This is a genomic window from Dyadobacter sp. (genome assembly GCF_017744695.1).
Classification (GTDB): domain Bacteria; phylum Bacteroidota; class Bacteroidia; order Cytophagales; family Spirosomataceae; genus Dyadobacter.
The window spans coordinates 226,634-246,723 of record NZ_JAGIAS010000001.1 but is presented as its reverse complement, the minus strand read 5'-3'; the positions used below and the strand labels follow the sequence as shown (position 1 = coordinate 246,723).

Annotated in this window: 15 protein-coding genes; 5 read left to right on the top strand and 10 right to left on the bottom strand. The window is 53.0% G+C overall.

Features of this window, described 5'->3' with window-relative positions:
* From J7619_RS00935 to J7619_RS00905, 7 genes are all read right to left on the bottom strand, one after another.
* Positions 1-1,032, bottom strand: coding sequence for a sulfotransferase (locus J7619_RS00935; RefSeq protein WP_291192979.1), 1,032 nt, complete (start codon positions 1,030-1,032; stop codon positions 1-3).
* A gap of 3 nt (positions 1,033-1,035) precedes the next feature.
* The gene (gene chrA, locus J7619_RS00930) at positions 1,036-2,208 is read right to left on the bottom strand and encodes a chromate efflux transporter (RefSeq protein ID WP_291192977.1); all 1,173 of its coding nucleotides are present in this window, start codon (positions 2,206-2,208) and stop codon (positions 1,036-1,038) included.
* Between the two features lie 6 nt (positions 2,209-2,214).
* Positions 2,215-3,612 carry an aryl-sulfate sulfotransferase gene (locus tag J7619_RS00925; protein WP_291192975.1) on the bottom strand — a complete coding sequence of 466 codons (1,398 nt, stop codon included), beginning with the start codon at positions 3,610-3,612 and terminating at the stop codon, positions 2,215-2,217.
* A gap of 108 nt (positions 3,613-3,720) precedes the next feature.
* Positions 3,721-5,247, bottom strand: coding sequence for a RagB/SusD family nutrient uptake outer membrane protein (locus J7619_RS00920; RefSeq protein ID WP_291192973.1), 1,527 nt, complete (start codon positions 5,245-5,247; stop codon positions 3,721-3,723).
* A gap of 10 nt (positions 5,248-5,257) precedes the next feature.
* Positions 5,258-8,272 carry a TonB-dependent receptor gene (locus tag J7619_RS00915; RefSeq protein WP_291192971.1) on the bottom strand — a complete coding sequence of 1,005 codons (3,015 nt, stop codon included), beginning with the start codon at positions 8,270-8,272 and terminating at the stop codon, positions 5,258-5,260.
* Between the two features lie 222 nt (positions 8,273-8,494).
* Entirely contained in the window at positions 8,495-11,500 is a 3,006-nt protein-coding gene (locus J7619_RS00910; RefSeq protein WP_291192969.1) for a glycoside hydrolase domain-containing protein, read from the bottom strand.
* Between the two features lie 122 nt (positions 11,501-11,622).
* Positions 11,623-12,708, bottom strand: a complete 1,086-nt coding sequence (locus J7619_RS00905; protein ID WP_291192967.1) for a substrate-binding domain-containing protein — start codon at positions 12,706-12,708, stop codon at positions 11,623-11,625.
* Positions 12,709-12,807: 99 nt separating this feature from the next.
* On the opposite strand from J7619_RS00905, the gene J7619_RS00900 reads away from it, so the two are divergent.
* The 3 genes from J7619_RS00900 (at position 12,808) to J7619_RS00890 (ending at position 14,891) form a co-directional block, all read left to right on the top strand.
* Positions 12,808-13,026 carry a hypothetical protein gene (locus J7619_RS00900; protein WP_291192965.1) on the top strand — a complete coding sequence of 73 codons (219 nt, stop codon included), beginning with the start codon at positions 12,808-12,810 and terminating at the stop codon, positions 13,024-13,026.
* An 18-nt stretch (positions 13,027-13,044) separates the two neighbouring features.
* Positions 13,045-13,581 carry a Crp/Fnr family transcriptional regulator gene (locus J7619_RS00895; RefSeq protein ID WP_291192963.1) on the top strand — a complete coding sequence of 179 codons (537 nt, stop codon included), beginning with the start codon at positions 13,045-13,047 and terminating at the stop codon, positions 13,579-13,581.
* 86 nt (positions 13,582-13,667) lie between these two features.
* Positions 13,668-14,891: an epoxide hydrolase family protein gene (locus J7619_RS00890; RefSeq protein ID WP_291192945.1), complete on the top strand. Its 1,224-nt coding sequence runs from the start codon at positions 13,668-13,670 to the stop codon at positions 14,889-14,891.
* Here the strand turns inward: J7619_RS00890 and J7619_RS00885 are convergent.
* Genes J7619_RS00885 through J7619_RS00875 form a run of 3 tightly spaced genes read right to left on the bottom strand, consistent with a single transcriptional unit; the run spans position 14,883 to position 17,138 of the window.
* A complete protein-coding gene (locus tag J7619_RS00885) occupies positions 14,883-15,317 on the bottom strand; it encodes a DoxX family protein (protein ID WP_291192943.1) in 435 nt (144 codons plus the stop codon). The two genes, J7619_RS00890 and J7619_RS00885, sit on opposite strands and share 9 nt — an antisense overlap.
* A gap of 51 nt (positions 15,318-15,368) precedes the next feature.
* Positions 15,369-15,983, bottom strand: coding sequence for a Crp/Fnr family transcriptional regulator (locus J7619_RS00880; RefSeq protein ID WP_291192941.1), 615 nt, complete (start codon positions 15,981-15,983; stop codon positions 15,369-15,371).
* A gap of 15 nt (positions 15,984-15,998) precedes the next feature.
* A complete protein-coding gene (locus J7619_RS00875) occupies positions 15,999-17,138 on the bottom strand; it encodes an AraC family transcriptional regulator (RefSeq protein WP_291192940.1) in 1,140 nt (379 codons plus the stop codon).
* Between the two features lie 173 nt (positions 17,139-17,311).
* Here J7619_RS00875 and J7619_RS00870 point away from each other — a divergent pair, with 173 nt between their 5' ends.
* A complete protein-coding gene (locus J7619_RS00870; protein ID WP_291192938.1) occupies positions 17,312-18,670 on the top strand; it encodes a S41 family peptidase in 1,359 nt (452 codons plus the stop codon).
* 30 nt (positions 18,671-18,700) lie between these two features.
* Complete coding sequence (locus J7619_RS00865; protein WP_291192936.1) at positions 18,701-20,044, top strand: hypothetical protein; 1,344 nt, start codon at positions 18,701-18,703, stop codon at positions 20,042-20,044.
* The last annotated feature ends 46 nt before the right edge of the window (positions 20,045-20,090 follow it).

Sequence of the window (20,090 nt, the reverse complement as noted above, 5' to 3'; positions counted from 1 at the left end):
TCAATGTAGGGATAAGGGGCGCCCGGCCAGGGGCTGCCGACCGGCTATCGCTTTGAGCAACTGTTCCTGCGGGCGCCTTTTTTCAAGGTCTTCCGGCCTCAGTTTCGCCCTGAACTCGCTTTTTGATGCCTGATTGATTTGAGAAAATTCTGCAATATCCCGCGCTGAAAAGGAGGTCTCGTCCTTTTCATAAACAAGCTCGTAGTCCAGTTTTACCAGCGTATCCCCGGCCACGCGCTCGAAAATCCGGATATCAGCTTCCGAGAGGCCAATCAGGAATTTGCGGTGGTTGTCGGTCAGGACAGGTTTTACCACATTCTGCCACATCAATCCCGAATTGGCCGTTTCGCGTGATTCAGCCGATTCGTGGTAGGCCAGTACCGTTTCCGAGTATTCCGCGCCGATGAATGCACAGATACGTTTCAGTTCGGTTTCGCTGTCTTTCAGCAAATCCTCGTAACGCACGCGGAGCACGCGACCCGGGCCTAGTTTTTCAAATAATGCAATGGATGCCTCCTGTTCGCTCTTCCACTGCTGCGCCAGGTGATAGCTGTGTTTTTCACCCACAATGGCCTTTTTGAAAGACAGCGCTACATCGCGGCCGTCACGAAAAAGGTGGATGTACCGAGGCGGCGTGCTGTATTGTTCGAGTTCTGCGGCATAATGGATATTGGCCATGCTTTTGCACATCCAGATACGCGCGCCGTCGGCTGCGGCTTTCAGTTCATATACCGCTTTGGCGACTTCGGGCAGGGTAGGCACCTCACACCGTTGCCGGATCGCCGGGCGGTCAAGCGTAACGGCCGTCCAGGACACCGGGTTCGTTTCCACCAGCGTGCATACATCGTCGATCAACTGCTCGAACCGACTTTCGATGGTCAGGTCGCCGTACACGGGAAGCAGCGGCATGAGCCTTTCGAGGATATGCGGTGGGTGGGGCGCCGATACTTCAGGCAGTTGGTTGAGCATGAGCCGCAGCAGATTGGAGCCGCTTCGCTGGGTGCCGATAATTTGAACTGGGGTAAATGTCATGACTTACAATATAAGTAATCCAAGAATACCGGCTGCCGGCACCACTAATGCCGGGTCGGCTTTGAAGTAAATCGTTGTGCCAAGCGCGGCGGCAAACACGGCCACTGAAAAAACAGTTAACCCATTGCCCCACAAAATGGAGGCGCCAGCCGATACGATCATGCCGATAATGGCGGGCCTCAAACCTTTGAATACCGCAATGACCAATTCAGATTGATTGATTTTGTTAAAAAAACGGGCTGCTATGATCGTTAAAATGGCGGTCGGGGTGAAAATGGCGATGGTGGCATTCAATGCGCCCCAGAAGCCGGCGAGTTTGTAGCCGATGAAGGTGACGCTGATGAAAATTGGCCCGGGCGTAACCTGGCCCATGGCAATGGCGTCGGCAAAGGCACGGTCGGAAAGCCAGTGGTGACCATCCACGATGATTTTCTGCATAGCCGGGATGATTACATAACCGCCTCCGAATTGGGTAAGACTCATGCCGGAAAATGTCAGCAGGATGGTCCGGTGCAATGCGGCTAGCGGATTGCTTTGCGGCCAGGCGATCAGCGCAATTATTGATATGATAAGCAAAATCAGCAGATAGGATATTTGAAAACCCGCTCGCGTAGGTTCAGGCGTGGCCGATGAAGCAGCCTTTTTGAAGTATATCAAATAGCCCATCAGCGCACTGGCCAGCAAAACTGCCAGGGTAGTGAAGTAGGATTTTGAAACAAAAACCACCACGGCCGAAACGACCGCAATGAGTACTTGCGGGATGTCCGAAATATTCTTGCGTCCCATGCTGATCGCCACGCTGACGATAATGGCCGCGACAGCCGGCAATATTCCCGCAAAGAAATGGCTCATGGCCGGCACATCGCCATATTGAAAGTAGAAATGCGAAAGCGCCAGCATCAATACAAATGAGGGTAGAATGACCGCGGCGACGCTGACGAATGCGCCTTTCCACCCGCCGAGCTGGTAACCTACATAGGAAACCACATTCACGGCCATCGGCCCCGGCAGCACCGATGCGAGCGAAATCCCCTCCATAACCTTCGCATTGTCGAGCATACGGTCCTTTTCAACGACCTTTTTCTGAATCATCGAAATCAGCGACATGAAGCCGCCCCACGACGTAGCGCCGATTTTCAGGAAAGTCAGGAAAAGATAGACGGGTACCGGTTGCATCGCGCGTCAGTTTACCAGGTAGGGGGCAACCTGCTCTTGTGGAACAAACTCGGCGCGATAAGGCATAATCCTGCTTTTGAGCGCCCACAGGAAACGTCCGTCGAGATTGGTGAGGACAATGCTGTTGGTTTTCGAGCTGCAATGCAGCACCGCATCGCGCCCGACCAGGTAAGCGCTGCCCATACGCGCGGTGTAAAATTCTTTGGGCAATGTAATATGGTGTTTCAGTACCGAAGTTTTGTTCGACTCGTCGAGCCCGAATGTGAGTGTACGGGTGGTTTGCTTGCTGGTACCGTTATCGAACAGCATCAGGTCGCCCTGGGCGTTGCGGTGAACGGCATGGCCCTGGTCGAAAACGCCCTCGGCAGGCATTTGGAAATCGCCACCCCGGCCGAATTTCCAGATTACCTTGCCGGTTTTGGAGTCGATCTTCCAGATTTGCCCGTTGTTGTAAAATGACATCAGGTAATTCCCGTCGCGGTCGAAACTCACGCTGTTGGCATGCATCCAGTCTTTTTTCTCTTGCATGATTTTCGGGTCTTTCAGCGGGTCGAGCGCATCGAATACCGACCAGCCCCATACTTTCTTCCCCTTGCGGTCGAGTACGAGGATTCCATCGCTTTTGACCGTATCCTGCTTGCTGCCGCCCACGGAGCTGAGGTCCATGATGCGGGTTTGCACATTCAATGTCACGATCTCGCTGCGGTCGTTGAGGATAATCTCGTGGTGGATCGTTTCCTTGAAATCGTTTTCGCCCTTTTTCAGGTGCAGGAGCGTGTCGCCGGTGAGCGATATTTCCAGGATTTCGTTGCCATAGCTGGTAGGATATTCTTCTGTCCCGAGAATGGACAGGATGGTTTTGTTGCGTGTGAAATGTGTGGTTTTGAAGCCGGTGCCATTCACCTGATGGTACCAGCGGATATCGCCTTTATGATCCAGCAGGAAAATAATCCCCGGCGTTTCGCGGCGAGAGAAGAGGATAAAGCCTTTTTTGAACGGATCCGGAACGATGGTCGAGTCGGGCGCAATGGTCTGGAAAAAATCCTGGATCCACATCGGGTAGCTCGACGTCCGGAAATCGTAAACCTTGCTGGTGGTTTCCTTACCACCTTCCGAGGAAATAATATGGTAAAGGTATTGCGATTTGGGCCGCAGATTCGTCAGTACCAATGCGTGGTCGGTACCCGTTGGCGACGAAATGGTGGTGAACTTGTGCAGCGAATCGGCCTTTTGCCAGTACTCGATGCGGACGGTGTTGGGGTCGGTGGTTTTGACGTCGATCCTCACTTTCAGCGTATTCCTGCCCGGAGCGCTAAGGCTGATCGTTTCGATACCCGTGCCGTTACAGCCCACAAAAGCGATGCCGGTGATCAGGATAGCGAGGGCGAGGAGGATGCGTTGCATAGGAAATGGATGTAATGGATTTGTAAATATAATTCAAAACCGGCCCCGAAAATGGCAGCAGGCAATACGCGGGAATGCGTACTGCCTGTCTGCATAATTGCCCGACGGTTATCTGCCGGTATTCGAAAGGTTAGGATTAATGTCTACCTGTGCCTGTGGGTACGGGAAATATCTGTGTTTGTTAATATCGATCCGCGGCGTTTTGCCGATGGCGCTCAGGTACGTGTTCACCATGCTCTGGTACTTGTCCATCCGGATCAGGTCTTCGCGGCGTTTGCATTCGAAGAAGAACTCCCATCCACGCTCTTGCAGGATCGCGTCGCGCAACGTTTCTTTGGTGAATGTGCCCGCAGCGCCCAGCAGGGTGGCTTTCGAGCGGCTTTTTACCTGGTTGATCAGCTGGATGCTTTCGGCGTTCGGGCCGGTGAGCTCGTTCAATGCTTCGGCACGGCTCAGCAGGATGTCGGCGTAACGGATAATCGGGAAAACGTGACCGTCGAGGTAGGTCGTCGAGCCTTTCGGGTCGGCGTATTTCTTCGATGCGACGTCGGGCAGGTAATAATAGCCCGCTGGTGGGTTAACAGCCCCGGCCGGTGGCTGCACGTAGCGGAGACCGTCGGTACCGATGTAGTCGTAGAAGAACATTTCACGACGCTCGTCGTTTTTTTCGAACGTGTTCCAGAACCGCCACGGGATCCCGAAATACTGCCAGCGGTCGGTCACCTCCTTGTGGTTGATCGGCCCGAAGTGGTTCATCATTTCGGTGGCATCCACGAGGTTGTTGGACAATGCGCTGAAAATGTTTTCCGAGCACCATTTGTTGCTTTCTGCGAACAATTCGGAGTAGGAGGGGTACAGCTGGTACTGTTTCAGATCGGTGATCTGCTGACTGATCTCCACTACTTTCTGCCAGTTTTTCTCACGCATATACAACTTGCAAAGCAATGCGAGCGCGGAGCCTTTGGTAGCACGGCCTACGTCGTTGGTTTTGTAGATTTTGCTGCTGGTGTAGTTCAACGGCAGGTTCTGCGCGGCATATTCCAGGTCGCTGATGATCTTCGCATTGATGTCCGCTACCTGGGTAACAGGCGTTTTGGCTTCGTAATCCGGGTTCTGGATGTTTTTAGCTACCGAATCCTCGGTCATCAATGGTACGGGGCCAAATGCGTTGGTCAGGTCATAATAGCCCAGCGCACGGAGGAATTTCAGCTCACCTGCAAACTGCGCCTGCTCTTCGGCGGTCAGCGCTTTGATCTTCGGAATATAATACAATGCATTGTTCACGTCCGAAACCAGCTTGTACTGGTGCTGCCAGGCGTAAGCGAGGTAGGTATTGCTCGGTCCCCAGTTGGCGTCCGACATCAGGCCCACGTCGCCGCCCGATTTCGCGTGGCCGGCGTCGGTGGTAAGGTCGGTGATCGTTACCTGGAAACCCGCGTAGTACATCCAGGAGTCGTTGCTCCCGCTCGGTTGTTTTAGTCGGGAATAGGCGGCATTCACGGCGGCAATGGCATCGTCTTTCGACTGGAATGCATTGGCGTCGGTGAGAATGCTGTAAACTTTCGGTTCGATGAGGCTTTCACAGGAAACCGCCACGAACAACATCATCAGTGACAGAATTGAGATGTATTTCATTTTGATGCTATTAGAAATTGATTTTTAGGCCAAGGGTATAGGAACGGTACGACGGGAATGCGGTATAATCGAGGCCCGACGCGAGGTTGATGCTGCTCGCCGAGCTGCCGCTGTTTGCCGCTTTGGTATTCACCTCAGGATCGGTGCCGGTGTAGCCGGTGATCGTGAACAGGTTCTGCACCGTGCCGTACAGCCTCACTTTCACCCGGCTTGCCTGACCGAACGGAAGTTCGTAGCCCAGCGTGATCATCTTGCAGCGCAGGTAGGATGCGTCCTCGATGAAGCGGGAGTTGATATAGCCACCATAAGAAGTAGTAGCGTAGCCATCCTGCGGAATATCGGTATTCTGGTTGTTAGGCGTCCAGCGGTTCAGCGCCGAAGTACCGAAGCCCGATTCGAGGATCAGCGCATTGGCATTGTACAGGCTGTAATCCAGCGCACCCTGCATGAAGATATTCAGGTCGAAATTCTTGTACCTGAACTCGTTGCCTATCCCGAAAGTATAATGCGGGTTGGCATGGCCAAGGAAAGTACGGTCGTTGGCGTTGATCACATTATCGCCATTCACATCCACGTATTTCGGGCTTCCTGCCGGTGCATTGGGCTGTGGGCCGTAGGTTTCGCCGGTTTTGATCACACCTGCATATTGGTACCCGAAGAAACTGCTGAGCTCGCGGCCCGGTTCCAGCTTGGTGAAATCCACCGCACGGCCTCCGTATGGGTTGGCAGTAGTAGTGATAATGTACGGGCGTCCGCCGAGGTCGAGGATCTTCTGCTTGTTATACGCAATGTTGAATGCGGTTTTCCAACGGAAGCTGCCTTTGGAAACATTCTGTGTATTGAGTGAAAGTTCAAGACCGTTGTTCTGGATCGCACCCGCGTTGACAATCTGGCTGCTGAAACCCTGCCAGTCGCCGATAGGGATGTTCATCAGCAGGTCGTTGGTCTTTTTGTGATAATAATCGAATGTCGCCGAAATGCGGCCGCCCAGGAATGCCATGTCCACACCAAGGTCGAGCTGTGCGGTGCTTTCCCATTTCAAATCGGGGTTGGGCAAACGGGTTGCCGCCACGCCGCCGTACGAATTGTCGCCGTCGAGGGTCACGTTCACGGGCGAGAAGGTAGTCATGTAGGCATAGTCCCCGATACGGTCGTTACCGGTCACACCATAGCTGGCGCGTACTTTCAGATCGGAGAACAGGTTGAGGCTTTTGACAAACTCCTCATCCCCGATGCGCCATGCCAGCGAGCCCGACGGGAAGTATCCGTAACGGTTGTTTTCCCCGAAGCGTGACGAACCGTCGCGACGGATGGTGAAAGTGGCGAGGTATTTGTCCTTGAAACCATAATTGATCCTGCCGTAAGCCGAAGCGATTTTGGTATTGATTTTCGAGCTGGTCGAGGTTACGCGTTCGGTTCCTGCACCCAGGTTGTTGTACAAAAACACGTCCGAGCTGAAATTCTGAACAGCCGAGTAATGCTCTTCTGTTTTATCATCCTGTGTCGAAACACCGGCTACCGCATTGATCGAGTGGGCGCCGAAGGTTTTGATATAGGTAAAATAGGCCTCTACCAGGTTCCGGTAAGCCGCATTGTCGTTCACGGTGGCGCGGCCTTTTACTTTCTCCCCGTCCACGAGGTCGCGGGGGAGGTAAGTACCTTCCTTGAAACCATTGTATTCCGTTCCCGCATTGACCTTGAATGTCAGATCGTTGGTGATCATGTATTCGGCAAATGCATTGACATTGACCTTGTTGCCGAACTTGTCGTTGGTAGGGGCAAGCAGCCACGCCAACGGGTTGTCACGGCCCTGGAAGCGGGCAAAAGTGCCATTCGCGTTGTAGGCAGGCACCGCCGGCGAGGCCGAAAGGATGCCGTACATCACGTTGGAAGGTACGATAGAACCGTCGTAGTTCTTGAAGCGCGAAAAAGTATGCGCACCGTACACATTGGCACCCATTTTGAAACGCTTGCCAAACTGCTTGTCGGCGTTCAGACGCACCGAGTAGCGGTCGTAGTCGGTATTTTTCAAGGCGCCGTCCTGGTTGAAATAGTTCAGCGACAATGCCACGCGGGTATCGTCATTGCCACCGCTGGCGGTGAGGCTGTAACTCTGCACGCTCGCATTGCGTGTAGCGAGTTTGAACCAGTCGTTGCTGATGCCGCTCGCCAGGTCGGTAGGCGTGTACAATGCCGGAAGCCCTTTTTCGGCATTCTTCGCATTGGTGATTTCCATGGCTTGCAGGCCGGTCATCTTCTCGTAGCTGCTGCTCACTTTCTGCACGCCGTAATAGCTGTCGAAAACAACTTGCGCCTTTCCGGCCTTTCCCCTCTTGGTGGTGATGATCACAACGCCGTTGGCGCCGCGGGCACCGTAAATGGCCGTTGCAGAAGCATCTTTCAGGATCTGGATGTCTTCGATGTCGTTGGGGTTAATGTCCTTTCCGGTTTCGGATGGGAAGCCGTCAACCACGTACAAAGGCTCGTTGGTGGATGAAATGGAGTTGCCGCCCCGAATGCGCACCACGGTAGTACCGCCGGGCGCCGAGTTCGACTGGCTCACCTGCACGCCGGCCGCACGTCCCTGGAATGCCTGCGCCACGTTGGAAGTGGCACCGCCCAGGTTGAGGCTCTCGCTCGCAATAGAGCTCACGGCGCCGGTCAGGTCCTTCTTTTTCTGGGTACCGTATCCCACCACCACCAGCTGGTCGAGGGTTTTGGAATCTTCTTCCAGGGTAACCTTGAAGACCGTCTGGTTGCCCACGGTGATTTCGGCTGTTTTGTAGCCGATAAACGAAATGCGCAGCACCGACTGGCTATTGGGAACGGCAAGGGAGAACTTCCCCTCTGTGTCGGTAATCACACCGGTGGTAGTGCCCGACAGCGATACGTTGGCACCGGGTATCTCGGCGCCCTTGGCGTCGGTCACCGTACCCGACACGCGGATCTCGCCGGTCTGACCGAAGCTGCTGCCGATAGCCAGCAGGGCAACGAAAATGAAACTCAGTATAGCCTTTAACTTCATAGGAATTGGGTTTTTGGGGTTAACATAAAAAGCTCTTCCAGACGGGAACGACTACCGTTGGTAGCTCCTGTCAAATGCGCTCATTTTGAGTGAAATATAGGTTGAAACAAATGTAGAAAACAAAATGTGTGCGCACACACTCTGAAATTAAAATTCCTGCATTTTGTCAATTTGAAAGAAAATTTTACTGGAAAATGAAACCGAAATACTTCATTTTACTGATTACGGTTTTTTCGATATAATCAGTAACCATCCGCGGCCTTTTGTAACCGGAATAGACTGTGTAGCAGTGAAATGGCCGGCCGGCTGGAAGTTGACGATCCCGGGAGCGGTGATCTGTGCCTTCTGCGGGTCGATGCCCAGTTTCTTCCAGTCGATATTCAAATGGAAACTGGTGTCGCCCTCTGCCCAGCTGGCAATGGAGACGAGCGCCCGTTTGTCCTGCACATAGCTGGTAGTGAGCACCTGCGGATGATCGGTTTTGACGGGATTGGAATCGGTCCAGTAACCGAGCATTTTGCTGCCCTGCATCCCGAACTCGTCCCAAACTTTCCAGATGGCGCGTGCGTCGCTGCCTTCTTTCCAGGGCATCCGGTTGGTCATGCCGTAAACCAGTCCTCTCCATGGATTACCGCCGTTTTCCAGCATTTCGCCCATGAGGCCGAAAGGAATGCCGGAAACCTCGGTCATGAAAAAGTCCGGGTTATTTTGCTCATAGTCAAAGTATTCACCGAACCAAAGGCGGTTCAGGTAGGGGAAATGCTCCATATACAGGTTCGCGCTGTTGTTGAACCCGTCGTTCTTGTTGTACTGGTTAGCCGAATGCAGGTCGATATAGCCCGGGTGGCCATCGCGGGTGAGTACGCGCTTCACACGCTTCATGGTGGTGCGGTCGAAAGCCACGTCGTCGAGGTAAATACCGTCGATGCCCACATGCTGCGTCAGCCAGTTCATACCCTCCACATAGTAGTTATGCCAGCGGCTCATGCCTGAATTGACGACCGAGGCGTCCTTGATTTCGGGAACATACCAGGCGGCAATGTAATCGTCGCCCAAATGCTCCTGCAACCAGGCATAGCCCAATCCCTTGCCCGGCGAGAATATCTCGTGCCCCAGGCTGCGCAGCGGGAACAGCTCACAGGCGCTGTTGGACAGCTCGCGCACCGTGTTGTATATTTTCACCTGCAAGCCGTCTTTATGCGCCTTATCGATATACTCCTTCATGACTTTGTACTCGATAAAGGGGTAATTAATATAGGGGTTAATGGGTGTAGCGTGGTGGATGTTCACGATCGTGGCACCTTTCGCGCGTATCGAATCGGGATCATTATAACGGTGGTAAAACCGTGTTTTCCATTGGGCATCCGTGTCCAGCGCGTGGAATGGCGTGATAAGTAACGTGAAATTGTAATGCAGACTTTCACCTTTTTTCATCGTACGGGCGCCGCTGTAATTCCGGATCAGCACCTGTCCGTCGGTTTCCGAAATCCGGATGCCTCCCTTGTTGCTATTACCCCAGGAAGTAGGCAGCAGAAGGGGCTTTTGCAAATAAAAATTCGTATTCAGCGGGCGTACATAATGCTCGTCGCGCAGGGAGAAATTGAGCCCGGCATTGACATCGCCAATCCACGCGCCGTCCTGGTTTTTGGTGGCTACTTCCCATTTCCAGTCATAGGAGGCAGGGCGTTTGCCGCCTTTCAGGTTGAGGCCCATCATGTAGCGGGCGGCATCCGGGCTCATTGGAATATCCATGTAAACATCGTCCAGCTCCGTATCCGAAAGCGCCGTCAGTTTGATGTCGTAAGCCACGAAACCGTCGAACTCGATATGGCCCGCTACGTCCATACGCAGGTGCGCGGAGGTGCCCGAGGCTGTCCAGGCGACAGTCCCCGGCGCCTGCTCGGTATAGCGCACGCCCTTATCTGTCCAATTTTCAACTTTTCCGCCTTTCGACGTGGCGACAAAGCGGAAAGGGGCCTTCAACACATCTTTCGGGGTGGTGGAGAGGCCGGTCATTTCCGGCGTGAAGTAGGTCTCAATCCGCTCCGGGAGCCCGTTGTTGCCGACGGTAAACCTGCGGCCCAGCAGCGAAACCGCATTGCCTTGCCGCTGCAACGGCAGGTAAGGGCCGATTACTTCGTTCTGTTGTGCCATGGTCGAATTGAGCCATGCCAGTCGGGTTTGCTTTTGTGGCTCGCTGATCCCCTTGTCGGCCAGCGCGGGGCCGCTGATTTGCAGGGTAATATCAACGGCCGTTTCAGGGGCATTGGAAGCAGTTACATAAACTTTCCCCGTATAGCTGCCCGCAGGAATGTTCGCGGGAATGTCGGCCAGGCACCAGATGGCCTGTACTTTGCCCTGGGCGACCGATACCTGCTTTTTGACCGGTTGCGCATCCCAGCCGGTGCCGTCGGTGTTCAGGCAGGAGAATGCTTTCGCAGGAATAACGGCCAGGCCGCCCTGCTTTAAGTCGGAAAAGCGTATGCGGACGTTATTCAGTGGTAACGTTATAGGATATACGCCTATTTGGAAAGTATAGTTTTCTCCGGGACGAGCCTGGTCACGGAATGCGCGGTTGGCGCCTTTCAAGATCCATCGCTGGGGCAGGTCGTCCGTCATACGGATGGGGTGCATCCGGTCTTCGGGAAACACGAGGTATTTTCGGGAAGCATTTGCCGCCCGCAATTTTTTGACTTCGCCCGATTTTGCGATTACCTCCATCGGGTAGGGGCTGCTCATTTCGTTAACCGCCTCGATATACCGGACTTTTGCAGGTACCGCATTTTTCAGGCCGCTTAGCCAGCTTGCGGAGGCGGTGTTGCTTCGTTTCAGGTAGTTAGCCGTCGGATAGTTGGTCCTCCCCTGAACTTTGTAGGGCAAATAGTAAATGTAATAGGTGCCCGAACCCGATACCGGCTCGAAAATAACCCCGCCCGATTCACGACTGATGTTTTCGGTTTTTACATTCAAAACCCTACGGCCGGTTGCACTGTCTACCACGATCACCTCGCTATCCGTATGCAGGTCCCGGCGCCGCCAGTCGATCACCGCATGGGCCGCGGCAATGGTGGCCGTACTGCTTTGCTGCTTCACGTCGATCACGGCGCGGACGTTGCCCAGTGAGTCGGGATTCCATGAATTGTTGCCGGAAACATAGGGAAGTTCCTGCGCAACGGAAAGCCGGAACGAGACCAGGGAGATGAAAAGAAGCGGTAGGGTCAGTTTCATAAATACGAAACTACCAAATAAAAGTGTGTGCGTACACACTTTTGTAAAATTTTAATTTTGTTGATTTACGCGGATACAGTTATCGGTTACAAAAACGGAAGGTAGCCGATAATGCCTGTCGGTCAGACGAGCTTTTCCGCTGTATTCATGACCTCTTCTTCCAGATAGTACCGGAGGTTTTCGAGCGTGATGATATCCAGCGGCAGGAACTTCGTTTTGGAGACCGCCTTGCGAAACACCAGGAAGTCGGCGAGTTGCCGGATGCCGAGGTAACCCTGCCGTTCAGGATTCTGGTTGATCAGGAAACCGATGCTGCCTTTTTCGAGGTAATGCAGGTTGGCTGGCACCAGGTCGTAGCCGATAATGCGGATATTTTCCAGTCGCCTCCGTTCCAGCTCCGAGGCTACCAGGTGCGCTTTGGAAGTCGTAACGAAAATGTGCCGGAGGTCGGCGATGCCGTTCACGGCTTCTGCGAGCCTGTTATTGAAACTTTCGGTGTCGGAGCTGTCGAGTTCGATCGTCGTGATGCTGAAAGTGTCACGCTGCTGACTGAAATAATCCCGCAAGCCTTCCTCTTTTTTGAGCAAGTGGGCCGCGTTGTCGATTTTCTCGTCGATATGCACGATCAGGATCGAGCACGGCTCCGATTGGCCGTAATGCATGAGCTTTCCGGCCAGCTTCCCGCTCTGGTACGAGTCCTGCCCAATGTAGCTCAGCGGCCCGTGATCGGATATTTCGGTGTTGAACAACACAAAAGGGACCGACGTCTCGTGCCATTGTGCAAGGAAGGGTAGTACCTCGTGATAAAAGATTGGCGACAGGAAAATCCCGTCGGGGCCCGTGGCGGTCAGCTCCTCCGCCTTTTTGACAAAATCCTTTGCATCATAGGGATTGAAAATAAATTGCCGGACCGAAACGCCGAATTGTTTCAGCTCGCCGGCTGCTTTTTCAATACCCGTTTTGGGGGCCTGCCAATAGGAATCCACCTGATGGTCCGGAATCAGGGCGGCAAACCGGTACTGCTTTTTCGAGCCCAGCGCCCGGGCCATCAGGTTGGGCTCGTAGTTGCTTTCGTCGATGATTTTCTGAATGCGGATCCTGACTTTTTCCGCCACTTTTCCGCGGTTATGAATGACGCGGTCCACAGTGCCGGGGGATACTTTGGCTTTAAGGGCAATGTCTTTGATTCGTATTGTCTTTTGGTCCATGAAGGTAGATGCAGTTTATCAATGCCATAAAGGGCAGGAAGCTGTAATATTACTTGTAAAACCGTATCTTACGCAACCCAAATCAAAATCCCGACTGATATGCTTCCCGATCACAACGGTTTTTTCCTGAATCCCAAGCGCGCTCAGCTGGCAAATATTCGCCTGGCGGTCAAAAAACAGGTAATGGCCGAATACGGCCACGAGCTGGACAAGGCAACGGGCTGGCGGAAACACCTGGTCAGATGGAAGCTGAATGCCCTCGCGGAAATCAGGTACCGGGATATCCTTTTTACAGGACGCGCGACGGACACGCATTAACTTCGATGATTAACATTCATGGCGGACCTAAGCATACAAGCTGAGTGGGGGAAGTTTGGTTACCTGTTCAGAAGGGAAGAAATTCCGGCCAGGACGGTACTGCTCGAAGAAGGCGAGGTTGCCAGGAAAGTTTACTTTATTGAAAAAGGTTGTCTGAGGCTTTCTTTCAATAAGGACGGTAAAGACATTACTTTCCAGTTTTTCTTTGAAGGAGAAGGGGTTTCCTCGGCGGAGAGCTTCCGCTACAACCTCCCAAGCCTCTATACGATCGAGAGCCTTGAACCCTGTGTGCTCCATACGCTGACCAAAAAGGATTATTTCGAGATCATCGAAGCCTCTCCGTTGATCCGGGAGGCGATGGAAGAACAAACGCACCAGCGACTGCTGTACGTCGAAAAACTATTCCTTTCCAGGATCAAAAACAGCCCCGAGGAAAGGTACAGGGAGTTGCTCGAACAATACCCGCAAATACTGCAAAGAGTACCTCAGCATTACATTGCCTCTTTCCTGGGGATCACCTCCGTATCTCTGAGCAGAATACGGAACAGGCGGTAGCGTTTATTAACAATTGTTATCGTTTGCCGGACGCTTGGTGCCGAATTTTGTCATGTCATCAGTTTCACATTCAAAATTCAAAAACCATGCAGCCATTCAAAATTCAGATCTCAGCCTCCGAAGTTGATTACCTCAAACAAAGACTGGCCCATGCCCGCTGGACTACGCCGGGTATACAAAGCGGATGGGAAAAGGGCGTACCGGTCGATTACCTGAAACACGTCGCCGATTACTGGCAGAAACAGTTCGACTGGCGGAAACAGGAAGCGGATTTGAATCAATACCCGCATTTCCTGACCGAAATCGAAGGGCAGAATATCCATTACCTGCACATCAAATCGACCAGGGCAAATGCAGTTCCCCTCATGCTGATCCACGGCTGGCCGGGATCGTTCGCCGATTTTACCCGGGTCATTGAACCGTTATCCAATCCGCAGGACCCCGATCAGATTGCATTCGACCTGGTGATTCCTTCCATTCCTGGTTTTGGTTTTTCGATACCCGTCAAAGCGAAGGGTTACAACATGTTCAGGATCGCGGCCACATTCACCGAGTTGATGAACAGGCTGGGTTACGAAAGGTTTGCCGTACATGGCGGGGATATGGGCGCGGGCATTGCGGGGATCATGACGGGCGTGGCTGCGTATAACCTGATAGGAACACACATCAATTCGGATTTTTTCGCCGTCGCAGGCCTGGGGATGTTCCCTTCGGACGACGCATCTTTCACGGATGAGGAAAAGGCCGGACTGGAACGGATGAGGCTGTATAAAAAGGAGGGTACGGCGTATCTGGATATTCAGGCGACCAGGCCTGAAACGATCGGCATCGCATTGTCGGACAGCCCGGTAGGGCAGCTGGCATGGATGGTGGAAAAATACAGGGAATGGACTGATCGGGACAAAAACCTTCCGGAGGATGCGATTGGGATGGACCTCATGCTGACGAATGTTTCCCTGTACTGGTTTAATCAGCTGGGCGCATCGAGCGCGGCGATTCTGTCCGAAAATATGAGCATGGCATTTGATTGGGGTGGTGATCATAACGGGGAGGCGAATCAGTGGACGCCCCCGAAGGTGCCGTCAGCCATAGCCTGTTTTGGCAAAAAAGAAGAGGAAAGCCTGTTGAAGAAATTGACTTCCTTCATGGGCGAGCCCGACAGGTGGTCTTTTTATGAAAGGGGATGCCATTTCCCGACCATGGAGGTACCCGATTTGCTGGTGGAGGATATCAGGCAATTCTTCGCTGCTATCCTCCCATCTTCCATATCGCCGGGTCAGAGCGGTGCCAAAGACGCCCGCTCAGAATAGGCGATCGATTGAATACTGGCCGCCGCCGGAAATTAACAAGGACAGGCAGAGGCCGATGACCAGCAAATGGTATTCAAAACCTTCGCCGGCCTGGTTTCCATACCAGTTCATAAAGAAGCCGTATCGGCCGCTGGTCGTCCACACGGCTCCGATCATCACGATCGCGAGGGCCGTCGCCCAGAGCCGGGTGCCGAACCCGAGGAAAAGGCTTATCGGTCCGACAAACTCGATGATAATGACCAGAAATGCGATGGGCCAGGGGAGTTTCATAGACTCCGTAAAGAAATTCATCGTGGCCTTAAAGCCGTATCCGCCAAAAATTCCCAGCATTTTCTGAGCGCCGTGCGGGAGCATGACCAGTGCGATGGTCAGGCGTAGTAAAAAGCCCGACCAGTCGGTGTTTGTGTAAGCAATGCTTTGATCCATTAATTGTTGAATTTAGTTTCACAAAGCAAGGCCCGAAAAAAGCGTAAACTCTTAATGTAGATTAAGAATTGACTTGTCCGGAAAATGCATGCGCATGTCGCGGCGGCGCATCGAACTGAGGAATTCGGGAGTAACGCCGAGGTAAGAGGCTATATCTTTCTGGGCTATCCGATTTTGCAAGCCGGGGTATTTCAATTGAAATTGCTGGTAACGTTCGTCGGCCTTGCTGGCAAGGTTCTGGGTGAGCCGGCGCTGTAAAGCGATATAGGCAGTCTGGTACATGAGCCGGTTGAATTTCTCAAACTTGGGAACACGGTCCAGCAAGAGGTCCATATTCGCCCGACTGATTTTCTGCACCTCGGTATCCTCGATTGCCTGGATGGCGTAAAATGCGCCTGACTGGACGGCAAAGCTCTCAAGGTCGAATGCCCACCAGTTTTCGGGTGCAAATTTCACTACGTGTTCCGAGCCGGCCGGATCCAGATAGGAAACCTTCAAACAGCCGGAGACGACAAATGACTGGTACCTGCACACCTCGCCGGCTTGCAGGAGATATTCTTTTCTCCGGAGCTTTTGGGTTTGCAACAGCGAGAGGAAAAAATCTTTTTCGGCCGGATCAAGCTCGATGGATTCGGCCAGGTTCTGAAGAATGAGCTGTGATGCCATGCTATCTCTGAATGATTATTTCAATACACCTTCCCGGTTCTTTTTCACAAAATCGGACGGCGTGGTTCCTTCCAGCTTTTTGAATGCCTGGTTAAATGTTGCCTTCGAATTGAAACCGCATTCCAATGCAATACCCAGCAGGGATAAATGCTGGTTGGACGGATCGAGTGCCTGGACCTTGAATTCCTGCAACCGGTATTGATTGACAAATTCGAAAAAATTTACGCCAAATGCTGTATTAATTACCTGCGATAGCTGATGTCGCGGGATGTCCAGGCGTGCAGCGAGCTCGACGAGCGTTAGATTATTGTCCAGGTAAGGCTTTTCGGAATGCATCAGGGTGGTGACGCGCTGTGCAATGTCGTCGCTGAGCACATCAGATAGGCTGCTTTTGGCATACTTTGGGGCGGGTTCAGCCTCCTGCGCGGGCGCAGTAGCGGGTGAAGGCGTTAATGCGGCCTTTTCATGAAGAAGCTTGAATGCGATCCAGTAGATGAGCACCACTACGAGCAGGAAATGCGCCGGGTAAATGCTGCCAAGATACGCTACCCGGTATTTCCGGGCGTAAAAGGTAGCCACTGAAAAGAGCATGACCGATAGCACGATCCAAAGGAATTCTTTGAGCCAATGGACGTCGATGAGGTCGCTGTTCGAAAAGTGCTGGGAGCGTTTGCGCAGGTTGCGGTAAAATGTGAGCAATGAACTCCCCACGAAACCTACATGAAGATAGTTGGTAAGCGTGTTCATCCAGCCAAAATCCTGTTGCGCGACTAAACGGGAGTCGGAAAGGTAGGCCAGCTTGTCGGCCGTTGGTAAGGAGAAATAGGGGAGCAAAATGAAGAAGTAGATCGCAAAAGGTAAAAGCGACAGCCATTGCCGCCGATGCATCCTGAAATCGGGGTCGGTAATGCTTTGGGTCAGCAGCAGGATCAGCGGCCCGTATAAAAGCGGTAACAGCCACGACAGCCTGCTGCAATGCGGATACAGAAGAAACATATCTTTAACATCCAGGCAGATCAGAAAAAGGTGGCTCATGACTACCAAAATGAGCGTGGCGAGAATCCGGTTAGGGACCTGGTTGGATGGTTTTCGCAGCAGCATCATCGCCAGAAAGCCGCCTTGAATAATGCCCGAAAGGAGTATTGCTGTGATCAAAACAGGAAGATGAATGTGCTAAACAGGTACACCAAAGAGGTATGAACTTGTCGGGAAAGACGACACCCGGCTCGTTATTGACCAAAATTGCGGAAAATTTCAAGATGAAACTTCGTACACTACTTACCGCCCTCCTGCAACTGGCTATATACTTAGCAACCGGTGCACAATCTTTGTCCGACAAAAAAATTTCTTCCTCCGCATTGCTTTCGGATATGGACATGGCCCGCTCTGCCGTGGTAACCCTTCACCCCGGTTTCGGACGTTTCGGGCCGCGTGAAGAATTCCTGCATGCGCTCGATTCGGTGAGAAATGTGATACGCGGTAGCGACTCGACTTCCTTCATTTCCTTTTTCAGGATGGTGAACCCGGTATTAACGAAAATCCGGTGCGGGCACACCAAGTTTTTCCCGCCCATGAAAGGGTTCCCTTTTTACTTTTTCACGGATAACCTGATTCCCCTGATCGTGCGATTTGATAACGGGAGGCAGTTGCTGGTGACGCATTCGGGGCACCCGGAGGCCGTAGGGAAATACGTGAAGCGCATTAACGGGCAGCCGATCGATTCGGTGCTGAATGCATTGCGGTCGCAGCTGTTTGTCGACGCGCATGTACGAACATCCGCCAATGCACAGATAGCGCAATATTTCAGCGCCTGGTATGCCGACTTCGTTCAGTCGGGCAACGGGCCGTTTGAAATAGTACTGGCCGATGAGCAGGGAGACCATACGACCGTGGAAATGAACGGCATTAGTGCGGACACGTGGCAGCTGCTGAATCAGAACACCACTTATCTGGCCGCTCATAATCACCTCAGTTTTCCTTCAGATACCGTGGCCCGACTGCGGGTTGCGACGTTTTACCCCCCACAGGGTGACAAGTATTTCCGGCGGTTTCTCGACTCGGCCTTTACGCAGATACGCAGCCGGAAAGTGCAGCGGCTGATCATCGACCTCAGGGGTAATGAAGGGGGGAATGATGCATTGGGAAAACACCTTTACGCACACATAGCGCGAAGCGATTTCCGGTATTACGACCGCATTGAAGTGAAGGTAAAGCGCAAAAAGGACGTCCCCAATCGGGGTAACGTATACCTGCCGCGGTTCATCGGGTTGGCCAGGTGGTTTATCAGGAAAGATGCTCAGGGTAGGCTGTTATTCAAAAAACACCAGAACCTGGGTATGCATAGGCCGCACCGGCAGGCGTACACCGGAAATGTTGTATTTCTGATGGACGGACTGAGCTATTCTGTTACCTCGGAATTCCTGGCCGTCGCCCGAAGCGAAAACCGGGGAATCTTCATGGGCGAAGAATCGGGCGGGGCCTACCAGGGCGACAACAGCGGCACATTCGCGATTTACAAACTCCCTGCTACCGGGCTCGACCTGGGCATCCCGCTGGCCGGCTACTACATGGCTGTCAAACCTGAATCCGGAGTTTCCCGCGGTGTTATGCCCGATATCGTCGTCAGACCGTCGCGCCAGGACCTGCTCTCGGGCCGCGACCCGGCCGACGCATTGCCTGCCGAATGAATTTTTAAATCCAATCACCATAAATCAGCCATGAAAATCAAAGTTTTAATGGCGGCGTCGCTGACGCTGCTGGCCGCGCATTTGTCCGCGCAGGCGCAGGACACCTTGCAGTACAAGCTCAGGATTACCGTCCCGCTCGTGGATTATCCGCAAATCACCGATCTCCCGCAGCACTATGTGTCGATGGACCAGTCCCTCGAATATGCCCGGGGTATGTATGAGCTTTCGTTTTGGGGGATCGACGCGCTGGGCAATACATTGGTGCGTCCGAAATCGCCTGGAAGAAAGATCTGGAACGGTATCCTCAAATACGGCATGACACTGGGCTTTTCGCGTTTTGCGAGCGAGCTGCCCATTCCGCTTGGCGAGTGGGCACATGAAGAGTTCCATAGGACCGTGCTCGGGGTCAACGGGATCGCCTCCAAAAACGGTAACTGGTTCCCAAACCGGTGGGACGGGACGGTTTACGGCATCACCGACGCCGCGCTGTCCAATTTGAAACAAAGCAACCCGAATGCGTTGCTATACGCGTACACGGCCGGCGTACAATCGGAAGTCCTGCTGAACAAGCGCATTTCAGTTGATGATTTCTACAAGAAGCGGACCTTGCCCAAAGGTGCATTGGTACTTTACAATGCCTGGTATGTACATAATTATTTCCGGTTTTCGACCAGTCCCGAGAGCGATTCGGCCAAAGTGTGGTCACCCACTTTTGAAAATCCGCTGGAAACAGAACGTGACTTTGCCGGCGCAGACCTGACTGCCTGGGCTTATGATATGTTTAACCCGGAAACCGCATTTACCGAGCGAACAAAGTTCAAAGGCGGGGAAGGGGTCAACCGGCGGGTCGGATTTTCGGAGCTGAGCAAAGAGGCCCAGCACTTTTTGCTCCGGCAAAAAAAGCTGTCGCTGCTCAACTACCTCAATCCTGCGATATTCATGGTCAACAGGATCCGGTTGGGCCGTGGCATTGCGTTCAACTTCTTTACGCAGTATGCGCCCACCCATTTCGGTAACAGCATTTCGCTGATCGTACCTGTGCAGGTAGGCGCCCGCGACCTGCTGTTCGGCGCGCATCGCTACAACAACCGCGACCACGGGTATTACGGCATTGAATTGGGTGTGGCTAACCACCGTTTCATCGACAAGTGGTATGGAGACCTCACACTGCAAGGCTGGCAGCAGCCCGAGGCGTTTTTAAAAGAGGAGCATTATACCGGTGGTGCAGTTCACGCAAGGCTTTTCCGTGCGATCAGCAAGGGATTTTCGGCCTATGTTTCGCTCAATGGCAAAACAAAAGGATGGGAGATGGGGAGCCCTTACCTGGGGGCTAACTTGTCAGCACAATTCGGGATGCGTGTGGAAGTGCATTAGAAGTCGACGTAACCAGGAATGGTATACGTCGGCCTGGCTCGTATTG